Below are 14,699 nucleotides of genomic sequence, written 5' to 3'. Positions count from 1 at the left end.
GAACTATGGCTAATAAAACACTAATACCAGCATTAAAAGCAAAAGTCGGTGATTGGAATTATTATATTTGTGTAATGAAATACGCGCAGGTTGCAAAAGAGTTTTCATTTGCATATGAATTAAATTCCAACCCGGATTTAGGAGATTTATTGCAGCGAGGTTTAGGTGAACGTACACAGGAGATTGTGGAGTATTTGAAAAAATCAGAGCATAGGTTTTTAGGCTCTCTAATTGTCGCGGCCTATGGTGGGGATCCGCATTATGTTCCTGTGCAAATGGATGAACATGATGAATTGGTTCGGGGATTAGATAGTGGTTTTGGAGTATTAACTTTTGATGGTTCTCAACAATATTTTGCATTGGATGGACAACATAGATTAAAAGCCATTAAAGACGCAATAAAGCAAAAACCTGAGTTGGGGAAAGATGAAATTAGTGTAATTATGGTAAGTCACTACGATACTAGCGAGGGGCAGGAGCGTACAAGAAGGTTGTTTACTAATATAAATAAAAATGCGAAATCGACTTCATCTACTGAAAACATAGCATTAGATGAAGATGATGGATTCGCCATATTGAATAGAAGATTAATAAATGAGAATTCTTTTTTTAAAATAAAAGATAGAGTTTCTATTTATAAAAAGCAAATTAGTGATGGTTCTCTTTCAATTGCGACAAGTGTTTCTGATTCAAATAAAACCGCAGTTACATCAATTAAACAATTATATGAACTTGTTAAGTTTCTAAGTTTTGATACAGCTTTAGAAAACCATAACATAAAGATACGACCATCTGATGAAGACCTAGAAAGTAGCTTCAAAATTATTAATAAACGGATCGATGAATTATTTGATGCTTGTGGTGATATCAGAACTATAGCAATGAATGGAGATTTAAGGCCATTAAGGAAAAATAAAGCAGGGGCTGAATATGAGCACCCTTTTTTAAAGGGGATCATACAAAAGACTATACCAAAAGTAATCTCAGAGCTAATTAAATGCGATTTGATAACTTGGGAATTAGCACTTGAAAGGTTAAGAAAACTACCTTGGCAGCTTGATTCTGCACCTTGGACATCAGTCGTCTTATTCACAGAAGATCGTAGAAAGATGCTGACAAATAGAGAGTATGTGGGATTATTAGAGAGCTCTCTAAAAATGCACTTAGCGCCAAAAAGTAAAAATGATATAAAGAAGACTAGAAAAGCATATTTGGATTTGAAAGGTATGCAATACCCAATTGATGAAAGGGTATTGCAAGACCGGATTATTGAAAATGGTTAAAAAAACTAATCCCACGATTTAAATGCAACTTAACAAAATCGCCAAAGTGCACACCTTCTAAGTGTGCACTTTGTTTTTGATAGGCTTCACGCAGCACTGCTAAATATACATCGGCATATTCACCTGCAAACACTTTCCAGCTCATTTCTACATTACTGTCTGAGGGGATCGCCTCAACAGGAGGTATTGAATCCTCCGCGAGTGACATGCACAGCGCCCAGCGGCACAGTACGTTCCAGTTTTCGATACCTGTTTTACTTTTTAGGCGAACAAGTTGCTGCTTTTGCTTTTCAGAGAGCTTAATAGAGTCAATAGTATGAAGTGTGGTATTCATTAAAAGTACCCCTCAGTAAAGGTTGAGGTTTGTTCTTGCTCGTTGTAACTAATGTGGTATTCACGGCAAATAGCAGGTTTTAATTGCGTGTAATATTGACCTGTAATCTCTTCATCGGTCGATAGTAAAATTACTTGGCTTGACGCTTTAGGGAAGTAGTTATTTATAAGCTTAGTACGGTGTTTACCATCTAAACGTCCAAGTGGTGTATCGATAACAGTGGGGATTTCTTTGCCTGATGCTTCAGCTAATCCCCATAAAATTGCGATGGCGAGTAACTGCCTCTCACCTGCTGATAATCGGCTTGGCGACATAGGATTTTTATTAGTATCAAGCAACGTAAGTTTGAATGAATCTGGGCAAATTTTAACGCCGGTAATTAAGTTGTTTTTACGTGAAAGATCAAAAAACTTAGCGGCAATGTGCTCTTCAAGCCCTGTTACATTTTCACGTATTAACTCATCCGCAAATGACTTCATGGTATTTTTAAGTTTGCCAATATGTTCAGCTACTTGAATTGAGCGCTTTTGCTCGAACGTATCTTTGCTTTGCTGGGTTAGCAGATTTGCGTAACGAGTGTTTAATACTTCGTCGCGAGCTTGCGCTTGCTGTAACAACTGCTGTTTTTGTTTTATTAAAACAAAATCGTTTTTAAGCTCTGCTTCAAGCCCTGCAAGTTCACTCAATAAATGTTGCACAGTTTCGTAATCTGGGATCGATTCTAACTTTTTATCAAACAATGCTTGTTGTTCTAGGAGTTCTTCGCGCGATTTTAGTAAGTTTGAACGCTCCAACTTATCTTGCGCAATTTTTTCATCGAGTCCATTAAAAATGGCCCCATTACTGCCAATGTAGCATTCTGTATTTGCGAGCTCTTCACGCTCATGAGCCAAGGTAGCCATTTTATTATTAAGCGCTTTAAGTGCGCTTTGTGGCACATTTTCGTTAATTAGCATTTGGGTAATCGTGGTTTCGTACTCAGTAATTGCACTTTGAATAACATTGGCTTGTACTGCTTGCTCTTCTTTTTTAATTTGTTCTTTTGTGCTTGCAATTAAATTAGGTATTAAACCAAGCGGACCGCACCCTGCATCCAATTTTACGCGCTCTGCTAAATTGGTTTTGAGTTTTTCTTCAATAGCGCCGAGTTCAAATTTGATAGAGTCGCGCTCTTCAATTAAGTGAGCACCTGCAGAGCGAACTTTTTGCCGTGCCTTATTAATACTTAAATTAGTATCGCTAGCGCGTTTTTCGATGCCTGCTATTTCTGTTTTAAGATTTGAAACAAGTGTTGATTGGTCGCCAATTTCAGCCTCTAGCGCTTCAACTTTTGCAATTACGCTGCTTTCTAAATTATCGCTTTTACGCTTACGCTCAACGTTATTTAAATCGATATGCAGTTGCGAAAGAAGGTCTAGCCCAAGTAAGTTTTCAATACCTGTTTTTATTAAATCGGCGCTTCTGTCTGGATGTGCTAGGTTTTCGATTTTCTCGCCATCAAAAAAGAATAAGTCAGACAGGCTAAGTGGAATAAATTCATTTACAAACTCATCCCAGTATTGGCTTAAGTGGCTGTCTTCTTCTTTATTACAGTAAACCGTTACTTTGTCTTTTACGTCTTTTGTGTTGGTTTTCCAATTACGTACAACAACAAACTCTTTGGTTGTGGTATCGGTTGTGTGCGTAAAAGTAAGTGAAATTTCAACAGTATCGTGATCGCCAACATAGCGATTCTTGGTGCTGCTTAAAAAGCTACTATAAGACTGATGCCCACGGTTAGAACACTTTGCATGTTTACCATAAAGCACGAGTTGCAATGCATCTAAAAAAGTTGTTTTACCACCGCCGTTTAAACCACCAAATAAAATAATAGGTTTATCTTTTGCTGTGGTTAAATCGACTTCGTGTCGCCCTTGATAAATACCAAAGTTCTCAAGGGTAAGTTGTTTAATTATCATCGTGTACCTCTTCAAAATCGATAAGCAGTGAGCTGTAGCCTTGTTCTTTTATCGACTTAGTTACCATGATGATTTTTTCTTGAATTGCAGCTTTATCATCTTCAGTTAAATTTGGAGAATTGTTTAGTTGTATTTGTAAGCGATGGCGCTCACGTTCTAGTGCAAATTGCTTTGCTTCAAATAAGTTATTAAATGCCCCTTTATCTAGGCTTTGTGCAAGTTCGTCAGAGAGTTTGGCTCTGCGCAATTGGTTTTTATGCTTATTAGCAATACTCATTACTGAGCGCATTTGTTGGTATAGCAAACCGTCTTCGTCGCCTTGCTCTTGGCAATGTGCTTTTAATTTACTAAGTACGTCTAAATTAAGAATAGGATGGTGTGCGCGTTGCTTGCCAGGGTAAGGCTTTTTGAATACATTTTGGTAGATTTTAGGCACGCTATCTTCAGCTTCGTGCTTTTCTTCAAGCCAAATTCGGCGTATTTCTTCAAGATCTTCTAATGGTAAAAGCTCCAAGTTTTTTACTTCATCAGGCCCAAGTTGTTGCACTGCTAGCTGTGCTTCTAAAACTTTGCCAAGTAAGTGTTCTCTAAATTTTTGTATGTAAGGACCTGGTACTAAATCGGCGCCATGTTTAGATATATGCACAGTTAAATTGCCATTCATACGTCTGAAATCGCGATTAGCTTTATCTCGGGTTAGTTTTTCAATTTTTTTAGCACGGTTAGAGTCGTTAACTTCAATTTCGTTACGAAGCGCTACAAGTGGATACATCCACTCTTTTTCATCGTCGTTGGCAATCATGGCATTCATTGATTTATCTTCAGATACCATTGTACAAACGTAGCAACCAAAACGGCTATCACCACAGCTTTGCGTCGATTTATCTACTACAAGTGGGCATTCACCGCCTTCAGTTGCGCCCTGATACATTCCCATTAAATCATGATTCGGGAAATTCCACGGGTTGTCTACACTATTTAAGTACACCCACACATCATCGTTACTCCAGCTAGCAATCGGTGTGTAAACCCAAACTCGCTCAAGTGAACCGTTTTCGGTCAAACCAAGCGCTTTTCGTGTATTGGTGGTCGAGCTTTCAAAGCGCTCCATACTTGCAGCACGTGCTGTACTTTCGGCTTTACGCGTACCAAGTACTAAAATGGCTTCGCCATTTTTATCAGCCATGTTTTGAATAAATGTATTTGATGGCGATATTTTTAGGCGGTCTGTACACCATCTAAATTTATAACGAGGAGCAGGGTAACCCTTACCGATTAAGTTAACCCAAAAACGGTCTTTTACTGCAGGGGTAAGGCGATGAGGCACTATAGGCAAGCCTTGTTCATCGGCTTGTTCTTTCATTCGCTCTAGCGACTTTCCTACCCACATAGCAACTATTGGATTTTCTACTAGAGTATCGGTGCTTATTACATGTACTTTTTTTTCGCATTTACCTTCTTGAGCTAGCTCTTGTAGGGCATACCAAATCAACTGCAATATAGCAGTTGAATCTTTGCCGCCACTGTAGCCAATTACCCATGGAATTGAGTCACTTTGATAAAGCATTTTTATATGTTTAATGCTTTGCTCTATAGTGTTTTTTAATCCATCTTGGTTAAATGCAGAATGAAACTGTACTACGCTATCAGTAGCCATTTCGTGCCTCTTTAAATGTTTTTTCTACCAATTGTTCTTTATCGGTAAGTGGAATGTTTAAATGCGATTTGATCTGTATACAGGTTAGCTCAGCTGCTTTTCGATTATTTGTCATGGAATTATTTATGACGCAGCGACCAGACCAATTTATGCTGTTACGGCTCCAATTTATTTTTTGGAGCCCTTTTAATTTACTTTGCCATTTTGGCTCATTGTTGAGTAGGTAAAACCCTAACAAACCCAGGGCATGAAATGTTACTGCGTGTGCGTGAATTGATTCGTCACGTAATTCACCACCAGACGCTTTATCGTCGCAAATTAATTGCCAAGCAGGCATGTTTTTTAGCACTTCGTGCCAAAACTCAAAAGCTATTGGAATTAAAGACTCATAATTGTTTTTTGTTATTGTACCTAGTAAGTACTTGCTAGCTTTGTTTACAGCGCTATGGCTTATTAATTTTCTAGAACGTGGACCTAAATTACTTTTTTCCATGTGTACAAGCTTTGTGAATTGCTCACTTCTAAATATTATAGTTTTAGAAAGAATTGCATCTGGCTTATCGTCGTAGGTAATACTCAAAGAGCTGTCAGTTTTTACTGGGTATAGATTTAGATCTTTAAAAATACGTTGCCGTTCTTCTAGTGATTTATTTGTAAAAAACACGACTGAAATAGTTTCGTCGGCAAGAGTTGGGTCTGCTTTCAAGGCTTCTAAAATTGCAGCATTACGGTGTTGACCATCGGTAATATAAATTTCGGCATCTTCATCGATAACTAAAGTACCAATTTTTTGCTCATGCTTTGATTCGCCAATACCTACAAATTCACTTAAACCGTCGATACATGCGGTAAGTGCTGAAAAAACATAATTATCTCTACTATCTAAAATATAATTTGCGATATCAGGAATGCGCTCTTCGTTTATTATTCGTTGAGCACGCTGATTTACAGGTAATTGACCTTCATCTAAAGTAAATATTTTACTAAGTCTTTTTAGTGGGCACATTACAATGTAATATTCTGTTTTTGCTTGCATTCCTTTAATAGCTGGGAATGAAGTTCCTGACACGATTTGGTTCATAGTATTTTACAAATAAGTTATAGTTAAATTTGTTCGTGAATTTATTGCTTTGTTCGTACGAACTTTAGGGCGGAGATTTTACATGAAAATGTCAGGCCTGTCTTGCTTAGTGTAAGAGTTTATTTTGAGGATATAATGACAACTTATTTAGATATGAATGCCACGGCACCGGTGCTTAATGAGGTTGCTGATTTAGTTAGAAAAATGTTTTTAGATGAATACGGAAATGCGGGTAGTCGTACTCATGAGTTTGGTGCTAATGCTAAAAAATCTGTAGAAAAAGCACGTAAACAAGTAGCTGAAGTTGTGGATGCTGATAAATCGGAAGTTATTTTTACTAGTGGCGCAACAGAGAGTAATAACATTGCGATTCTTGGGTTACGTGAATTCGGTGAGCAAGAATCTAAAAAGCATATAATTACCACTCGAATTGAACATAAAGCTGTATTGGAGCCTATTGAGTATTTAGTTAAAAATGGCTTTGAAGTTAGCTTTTTAGAAGTTGATGAGAGTGGTGTTGTTGACTCCGATAAACTCAAACAGTTATTGCGAGAAGATACGCTACTTGTTTCGATCATGCATGTGAATAACGAAACAGGCTCTATACAGCCTATTACTGATATTTGCGATGTACTTGAGTTACATTCAGCATTTTTACATATCGATGCAGCTCAAAGTTTTGGAAAGTTGAGCGACGATTTAAAAAATAAACGCATTGATTTAATTAGCGCAAGCGGACATAAAGTTTATGCCCCAAAAGGGGTTGGTGCCTTAATCATGCGAAAGCGTGGCTTTTTAAAACCGCCATTAAAACCAATCATGTTTGGCGGTGGGCAAGAAAAAGGACTACGACCAGGCACCTTAGCGGTACCACTAATTGCAGGTTTTGGTTTAGCTTGTGAAACAGCACAAAAAAATGCTTTAGCATGGCAAAAACATGCACAAAAATTAAAAGATGAATTGATCGCAGCTTTAAATACTCTTGATGCGCAATACAACGGCGAGAATACATCACCCTTTGTGCTTAACTTTTCCGTTCCAGGTATTAATTCTGAGGCGGCAATGGTTATGTTAAAAGGGATCGCAGCTGTATCTAACGGCTCTGCGTGTACATCATCAAGTTATACACCTTCACATGTTTTAACTGCAATGCAATTGGATGAAAAACGTATTTCCGGTGCAATAAGAGTTTCATGGGGTCATATGACAGAGTCATTACCTATTGCTGAAATAGTTGAAAAGTTGGAACAGTTAAAGTTGTGATGTTGATTTAGTTAATTGTTAGCACTGTAGCTAAGACAATTCTCCCCTTCAACTTCACCTGCAAACACATAATTAATGAGTAATTACCTCGCATGGATGCGAGTAAAGCGATGCTTGCACATGGATGTGCTTTCATCGCGTTTACGTTCATATTAATTATTTGTTTAAAGATAAGTGAAATTGAGGGGCGCCGAGAGATTCCAAAGAGAAGCCGGCGGCTACTTCTCTTTGGTTGCCATCGCCAACGCGATATAAGTAAATTATTTTAAAAGCTACGCTTTTCGCGCGAGCAAGCTGAGCGCAGTAGAGTTCCTAGGACATTCTAGTTACTTAAAATTAAAAACTAACACGTGATATAAAATCATAGCTACCGCAAAATAGTAAAATTTTAGAATATTATTTAAATCACTTATAAGTGATTGTGTTTCGGAAGTATATTGGCATAATTAGTGAAAATTATTTACAAGGACAGTAGATGCAATCCGCTACTACAGATAAAAAATATACTGCTAACCCTTCTTCAGCTCAAGAGCCAGCAAATAACTCTTCGTATACAGATGAAAAAAAATACCAGTTTGTTTCACTCACTAAAGATGAATCGTCATTTTTAAATAAAAAACGTAAAAGTTGGAAGCTAGCAAATCCCAGAGGTTTGTATACTTTTAGGGATCAACCAATAGGTATTTTTAGCTGCATGTTGCATATAGCTACTTTTTTAGTATGTGCATTTCTTTTCATTTTTTATCTTTACTTACCCCACGATAAAGAGCTTATTAATGGGATCGGCAGTTACAGCAATATAACTCCATTAGAACGTTTTTCGAGAGTGCTATTAATTGGCTTAATTTTATTTAATTTAAATTCTTTGAAGGTCAATATAAAGGCTTACCCTATTAAGCGCTATTGGTTTGCTATGGCATCTAATTCGCTATTTCATGCTGTTCTTTTAAATATTTATTATTTTCTTTTTTCAATACTTTGTATTGCTTTTGTTGGGGCTGCTCAAGGGATGGATTTATTTAGTGCATTCGAAATATTTGAGGAGAGTGCAAATTACGAAATATTTTTAATTATTGATACTTTTATATCTGCAGGGATCATTTGGTATGCCTTTAGATTTTGCAGAAAGGGGCTTAAGCAATGAGATTTTCTATTATTTTTACTTTCATACTACTTTTATTTTCACTGCCTAGCTTTGCTAAAAGTGAGTTACCTTATGGTTGTGACGAGTATTCAAAAGTAGAAGAAAAGAGTTTCGTATTGTTTAATAAAAAACAATTTATCGAGCTTGGGGAGTGCGCTGGTGAAGCATTAGTTAAAGCAAAAAAAGTTTATAATATTGCAGATGCATGCTCAGAAGTTGTGGAAGATAAAAATAGCTTGTTAGGTATATTTAGCTTATCAAAGCTTGAAGCAATTAAAATGGGGGTTTGCTTAGGAGCTATTAATGCAGTTTATAACCGCTACGACAGAGAGGTTGTAACTGCTACAGATAGTTACCGAAGACCTAAGCGATACTATAGTTGCAAAAAAGGTATGGAAGGGGTAAGTAAACTCATATCTAGTGCTGATGACGAATACTACGAACGCTCTGAGCTTAGAGATATTTTGTGTCGGAGAGTTTATTAAGATGATAGAGCCTGTTGATACTGAAGTTGAATCTATCACCCAAATTGCTAATTTATATATTAAGCAAAGTTACTCAGATACGTTACCAAAAGAACTACATGACGCGCTAAATAATATTTTTACAAAAGGGCATAAAAAATCTGAAGATACGCATGTTTCGAATAGCTCAACACTTGAATATCGAAAGGCTGTCATTTCAACCAAAGAGGTTCAATTTAGCAAGCGAGTGGAGCATAGAGTTATTAGAGGAAGAAGAGCTACTGTATATAACGCACTGTGCCTATATTCATTAATAGGAACAGCGGGTACAAAAAAGGTTTTTCAAGATTACTACATCGCTAAATCATTTACCGATAAACGTGAGTTTAAACTATTAGATGAGTTTGCTAAAAAAGAGCTAAGCACAGAAATGTTGTTTTTTGGTGTGTCACAATCATCTTTTGATAATATAAAAAGTAAGTTACTTGATAAGAATTTCGATCTCTTTACTAATCAGTTACCTTCGCCTTTTCAGCGTTTAAAAGCGGACGATGTAGATTTGTCTCCTTTGAGCTTACTTTATGATAGAGGTATTAATTGGCAAAGTGTTATTGAAACTTATACTAAATCGGACAAAAAATTTAAATCCAAAGAATATATTGAAGCGCAAAATATACTTCAAAAAGTTGCTGATAAACGACTACTCAAACTCCCACTGTTTAAGGAGTTAAGCGCTAATATTGACTCTCAAATAAATGAAAATAATGAAGCATGGGAGTATTTACAAAATATTTTAAATTAGATTTTGCAGTGCTCCGCACAACGTCATTATTGATCTTAGTTAACCAACTGGAGAACAATAATGGAATCAATGAACTGTTTATTTAAAACCTTCCCAAAATGCAAATCTGACCGCTATATGTCAGAAGCTAAAAAAATATATAACCATCTTTTACAAGGTCGCAACTATAGAGATATTGGCGGCCGCAAGCTCACTATCGCTCCTAACCTGATTCGTTTTAAATTAGGCAATTACCGCTTAATTTTTATATCCATAAATGGAAATTTTCACCCTAAAGCGCTTCTTGCTCGCAAAAACCTTGAATCTTATTTAAAGCGAAGGTGAATAATATTGTTCACTTAAACTTAATTAAGGCAGTAAATATGACTAAAAAAATAAGCCCAGCTAATAATCAAGCGAATCAACAAAATCCAAATAAAGGGACTGATGGCGTTAATCAGCAGTACGCTAAAGTACAAGGTAATCGCGGTAAGCAATTAAATAAAAATGAAGGAAAAAAATAATGGAACAACTAGTTGAAGTTGAGCAGTTATTTAATTTTCAGGTAAGTGACAATTTTCGCGAACAGTTAAATTCTCACGTTTCTGCATTGAATTTTGAAAAATTAAAATGGAAGTTAACGCAATCAGCTGAAGCAACATGGAGTTCAGAGCTGTGTGACTTTGCTGAACTTGAATATCGTAAGTTTTTATCACTTAAAAAGTGGTATCCAAAGCTGTCGCTCGTTCCGAGTAAGTTAGTTGATAAGTTTTGGCATGAGCATATTTTAGATACGCAAAGTTATAGTAATGATTGCGATGCTTTATTTGGGTTTTACTTGCATCATTATCCTTATTTTGGAATTTATGGAGACAAAGACCAATCTAAACTACAAAACTCATTTGATGAAACGGTAGCGGTATATGAGAAGCACTTTGGTCCATTTCCTACTGCTGAGTTGTATTCAGATGAATCAGCACAAATGGCTCGTTGTGAAGATCATGCTTGCCATGCTCCTACCTCATGGGCATGTCGTGTACCAGGAGCTTGCAAGTAATTAATAAAGAGCTGCTTGATAGCAGCTCTTTACATGTATTTAAGGGATAAAAATGAATTTAACTTTTGCAGTTTTAGTTGATGGTGAGAACGCATCTTATACTGACTACGGGTCTTTACTTGAAGAGGTTGAAAAGTATGGCACAGTGGCAATCAAATGGGTTTACGCTGATTGGACGTCTGTACGTCATTGTAACTGGCAACAAATTTTACATAAAACCGCTTCTAGTCCAAAACAGCAGTTTCAGTATGGGAAAGATTCAGCTGATCACGCACTCGTTATGGATGCTATTGAATTAATTAATAATAATCAACGGATAAATGGGGTATGTATAGTATCTAGCGATGGTGGATTTTATAGCTTAGCGCAACGTATAAGAGAAAAGGGGCTGCATGTTATGGCAGTAGGGAATGAAAATACCCCAGAGCGTTTTATTAAGGCATGCCATAACTTTGTTTTTACTAAAAACTTAACAGAACCTGCCATATCAAAGGTTTATAAAGATGTAAATTCATTGCTTGTAAATGCATACATACGCTGTGCGCAAAGTAATGAACCTGTTTACTTAGGTGATTTAGGAAGTACACTAAAAATGTTGGATTCATCTTTTGATTACAGAAATTACGGTGTAAACAGTCTAAAAGTTCTCATTAAAAATAAGTGCGGCCTGTTTGAAATAATAGAAGAAGGCCACGATCGTTGCTTCATTTCGATGATTAAACAGTCTACCCTGGATAGTACAGAGTGTATGGTTGGAGTTATTCGTAAACTAGATAAGGGTAAGAAATTTGGTTTTATAACGTCAGAACACGGTGATTTTCATTTTAGAGTTGATGAGCTATTAGGTAATATTGAAGAATACAAAGAGACAAGTAAAGTTTCTTTTTACCCAATTAAAAGCAATGGAGTAGTTTCCCAAGGGCTCAAATGCCCAAGCGTACATAAGATTGAAATATGTAATTAAAGGGATTTAAAAGGGGCTATTACTTTGAAAATTTGCTCCTTGATATTTTAGTTTTGGAAATAGTTAATGATTAAATGGATTTTAGTTTTGTTTAGTTTTATTTCAGCGTACTCATATGCTGGTGAGGCTTACACGCAAGCCCAATGCGATAGCATTAAAAAGCAGCGCGAAGCTATTCGCTCTCAATTTAGAAGTGGCTACAGTAATAAAGAAGGTGAGCGTTTAACTGCGCGCGATAAAACGCTATTTACCTTACTTGCCAATCACTGCAGTAAGCCTAAAAATAGTGGTAGTGCTTATCAGGCTACTTCTTCTACCGCAACTCGTACGCCTAATAGCAATTGGTTACTCAATCAAAAAGTGTTAAACATGTCTTTGCACAGCGATAGCTATAAAGATGCCGCTAAGCTTGATGCTTGGTCGAAGTTTTATAAGTTGCCTAAACGTTGCCGCAAAAAAGGGATGGAGTCGGCCGACTTTGTATGGTGTAGCGAGTATCGGGGTAAGCAAAAAGAGTTGTTTGAAGCACAGTGGCAAGGGCGCCAATAAAGATGTTTAAAACAAAATTGCGCGTGGTGTTTGTATTTTTTGTGCTGCTAATTGCATCGGCGCTCATTGCTAATCATTTTACTGGGCGGGTATTTAATTATCATGATCCTATAGGCGAGGTTAAACGAATTTATAATAGTTTATCGTCGCAGGTAACTACTGAACCGTTAGCAACTAAACAGCTCAAAAATGTAAGCGCGGCAACTTTACAAAATGTATCAGTATCTGCCGATAATCACTTATCGCAAGCTAACAATACTCGCTGCGTGGATGTGTCGTTGGGGAAGGTTAAATATAAACGCAATGGCGATATATTTACGTGGACAGACAGTGACGGTGTGCCGCATTTTAGTGATAAAAAACCGGATTTTGCAGTAGCAACTTACGATACAGGTTTTATTGAACCGTTAGATTACTTTGACCTCACTTTAAATACGCCTAATTTACCTTCGTCATTTAACCAAGAGTTACGCATAAAACTTAATACTGTATTTAAAGTATACGGGCAGATTATTGGCGTGCATGCACTTAAAAAGGTAAAGCTTAATTTAACGGTATTGCCTACGCGCGGTGCTTATGAGGCCGCAATTAAGCAACGCGGTGGTGACTATACAAACACTGCGGGTATGTATTTTCACGCGAGTAATTCTGCTTTTATTCATTATGATAATGCACACAGTGCAATGCGAACTGCGGTACATGAAGCAGTGCACGCCATTAATAAAGCGGTCTTAGGCTACACCCCTAGATGGTTTAATGAGGGATTTGCAGAATACTTTGAGCTTACTAAAAGTAATATGCAAACAGCTATTGTTGAGTCGAATAGTTCATGGACGAAAAATAACAATATTACTAAAAGTGTATTTTCGATTGATTCGTTAGTGGGTTTGGATGACTCATGGAAAAAAGGTGATACCAGTAAGTTGTATGCAAGCAGTTGGGCTGCAATTTACTTTTTAATGGATACGCAAGCAGGGCGATCGTTACTTAAGAATATAATGCTTGCTGAGCAAGAATCCCTCTGTAATAAGCTATCTGAAAAGCAATTAAAAACGATGATGTATAAGCAATTTCCTAATCTTAATCGTGAATATTCTCAGAGGTTAAAAAAGCCTTTAAAAGCGCATATATTTTAAATAAGGTAAAAGTTTAAAAGCTTCGCTTTTCGCGCGAGCAAGCTGGGCGCCTACAGGTGTTTGGGTGGGCTTTGTAGCGTGAGTTTGAATAATGCGACATGTACCTGTTTTTAATGTATAAAGTAAACATTGTGATTATAGGAATTCATCATGGATGATTTATTAAACCAAGGTTTAAGCCTTTTATTTGTTATTGGTAGTGTTTATTCACTATTAGGTGTTTTGTTTATCAAAATATGGCTTCATCAGAAAAATGCAAAACTACCTGTAGATCGTAAAAAGCTTAAACGTGTCGCAGCGCAGACACTTAATGAACAAGTTAATGATAAAGTTTTAGGTGTAATAGGCTTAGTCTTTTTGTCTGCTTTGATAGTCACCATGCCTTTTGCTTTGAAAGGAATTGCTGAAATGTTTGCCAGCGGCAAGCTCAATTACTTTTTAATTATCATGATCGCATTGGGACTAACGTATGTGGCACGAAAGCTTTGGGTTAAATCTAACGACTTAATAAAGCTAAAACTAGGACGTGATGCAGAATTGGCAGTTGCTTCAGAACTTATAGAATTACAGTCACACGGTTACCAGGTATTTCATGATATACAAGCAGATGGTTTTAATATTGATCATTTGGTTGTTGGGCCAAATGGGATATTTGCTATTGAAACCAAAGGCAGACATAAACGAATAAAAGACGATACAAATTACAAAGTTAAATTTGAAAATAATCATTTAGCATTTCCTTCTTGGTTTGAAAGCAAGCCATTAGAGCAAGCTCAAAATCAAGCTAATTGGGTGAATAAATGGCTTTATGAATCAACCGGTTTTAATACTCCGGTTTTACCTGTTTTATGCTTTCCTGGTTGGTTTGTGGAACTAAAGCAGAGACCAATCTTTCCAATCGTTTCTCATAAACAAATAGTTAAAACGATCCTTTCAATGCGACAAGTTAGCTTAAATCAAGAGCAGCAGCGTGCTATTTGCTATCAAGTGGTGCAGCGAGCCTTAAACGATAGTAAGGCAATTTAAAA

16 protein-coding genes are annotated in these 14,699 nt (G+C 36.8%); 12 read left to right on the top strand and 4 right to left on the bottom strand.

Going from position 1 to position 14,699, the window contains the following annotated elements; all coding sequences use genetic code 11:
• The first annotated feature begins 5 nt into the window (after positions 1-5).
• Positions 6-1,283, top strand: coding sequence for a DNA sulfur modification protein DndB (locus H5089_RS07945; RefSeq protein ID WP_182711927.1), 1,278 nt, complete (start codon positions 6-8; stop codon positions 1,281-1,283).
• Here H5089_RS07945 and dndE read toward each other — a convergent pair.
• From dndE to dndB, 4 genes are read right to left on the bottom strand one after another with little or no spacing between them, the layout of a single operon-like run.
• The gene (gene dndE / locus H5089_RS07940) at positions 1,267-1,617 is read right to left on the bottom strand and encodes a DNA sulfur modification protein DndE (protein WP_182711926.1); all 351 of its coding nucleotides are present in this window, start codon (positions 1,615-1,617) and stop codon (positions 1,267-1,269) included. The genes H5089_RS07945 and dndE overlap by 17 nt on opposite strands.
• Positions 1,617-3,575 carry a DNA sulfur modification protein DndD gene (gene dndD / locus H5089_RS07935; protein ID WP_182711925.1) on the bottom strand — a complete coding sequence of 653 codons (1,959 nt, stop codon included), beginning with the start codon at positions 3,573-3,575 and terminating at the stop codon, positions 1,617-1,619. The genes dndE and dndD overlap by 1 nt, the downstream gene beginning before the upstream one ends.
• Entirely contained in the window at positions 3,565-5,232 is a 1,668-nt protein-coding gene (gene dndC, locus H5089_RS07930; RefSeq protein ID WP_182711924.1) for a DNA phosphorothioation system sulfurtransferase DndC, read from the bottom strand. Before dndC ends, dndD begins: the two co-directional genes overlap by 11 nt.
• Positions 5,222-6,313 carry a DNA sulfur modification protein DndB gene (dndB, locus tag H5089_RS07925; protein WP_182672700.1) on the bottom strand — a complete coding sequence of 364 codons (1,092 nt, stop codon included), beginning with the start codon at positions 6,311-6,313 and terminating at the stop codon, positions 5,222-5,224. Before dndB ends, dndC begins: the two co-directional genes overlap by 11 nt.
• 135 nt (positions 6,314-6,448) lie before the next feature.
• Here dndB and dndA point away from each other — a divergent pair, with 135 nt between their 5' ends.
• The 11 genes from dndA to H5089_RS07870 all read left to right on the top strand — a co-directional run bounded on the left by dndA (position 6,449) and on the right by H5089_RS07870 (position 14,697).
• Entirely contained in the window at positions 6,449-7,576 is a 1,128-nt protein-coding gene (gene dndA / locus H5089_RS07920) for a cysteine desulfurase DndA (protein ID WP_182711923.1), read from the top strand.
• Between the two features lie 475 nt (positions 7,577-8,051).
• Positions 8,052-8,720, top strand: coding sequence for a hypothetical protein (locus tag H5089_RS07915; protein WP_182711922.1), 669 nt, complete (start codon positions 8,052-8,054; stop codon positions 8,718-8,720).
• Positions 8,717-9,205, top strand: a complete 489-nt coding sequence (locus tag H5089_RS07910; protein WP_182711921.1) for a hypothetical protein — start codon at positions 8,717-8,719, stop codon at positions 9,203-9,205. Before H5089_RS07915 ends, H5089_RS07910 begins: the two co-directional genes overlap by 4 nt.
• A 1-nt stretch (position 9,206) precedes the next feature.
• Positions 9,207-9,986, top strand: coding sequence for a hypothetical protein (locus H5089_RS07905; protein ID WP_182711920.1), 780 nt, complete (start codon positions 9,207-9,209; stop codon positions 9,984-9,986).
• Positions 9,987-10,046: 60 nt separating this feature from the next.
• Positions 10,047-10,310: a hypothetical protein gene (locus tag H5089_RS07900; RefSeq protein ID WP_182711919.1), complete on the top strand. Its 264-nt coding sequence runs from the start codon at positions 10,047-10,049 to the stop codon at positions 10,308-10,310.
• Positions 10,311-10,348: 38 nt separating this feature from the next.
• A complete protein-coding gene (locus H5089_RS07895; protein WP_182711918.1) occupies positions 10,349-10,489 on the top strand; it encodes a hypothetical protein in 141 nt (46 codons plus the stop codon).
• On the top strand, positions 10,489-11,022 hold the full coding sequence (locus H5089_RS07890) for a hypothetical protein (RefSeq protein WP_259396066.1): 534 nt from the start codon (positions 10,489-10,491) through the stop codon (positions 11,020-11,022). The genes H5089_RS07895 and H5089_RS07890 overlap by 1 nt, the downstream gene beginning before the upstream one ends.
• Before the next feature lie 52 nt (positions 11,023-11,074).
• Entirely contained in the window at positions 11,075-11,986 is a 912-nt protein-coding gene (locus tag H5089_RS07885; protein ID WP_220486924.1) for an NYN domain-containing protein, read from the top strand.
• 66 nt (positions 11,987-12,052) lie between these two features.
• Positions 12,053-12,535 (top strand): hypothetical protein, encoded by a 483-nt coding sequence (locus tag H5089_RS07880; RefSeq protein ID WP_182711917.1) that lies wholly within the window; start codon positions 12,053-12,055, stop codon positions 12,533-12,535.
• Between the two features lie 2 nt (positions 12,536-12,537).
• Entirely contained in the window at positions 12,538-13,671 is a 1,134-nt protein-coding gene (locus tag H5089_RS07875) for a DUF1570 domain-containing protein (protein ID WP_182711916.1), read from the top strand.
• 150 nt (positions 13,672-13,821) lie between these two features.
• On the top strand, positions 13,822-14,697 hold the full coding sequence (locus H5089_RS07870; RefSeq protein ID WP_182711915.1) for a nuclease-related domain-containing protein: 876 nt from the start codon (positions 13,822-13,824) through the stop codon (positions 14,695-14,697).
• Positions 14,698-14,699: the final 2 nt, after the last annotated feature.

This window comes from Pseudoalteromonas sp. SR45-1, assembly GCF_014163655.1.
GTDB classification, from domain to species: Bacteria; Pseudomonadota; Gammaproteobacteria; order Enterobacterales; family Alteromonadaceae; genus Pseudoalteromonas; species Pseudoalteromonas distincta.
Note: the sequence above shows the minus strand (reverse complement) of the source record. Positions and strands in the feature narration are given on the sequence as shown.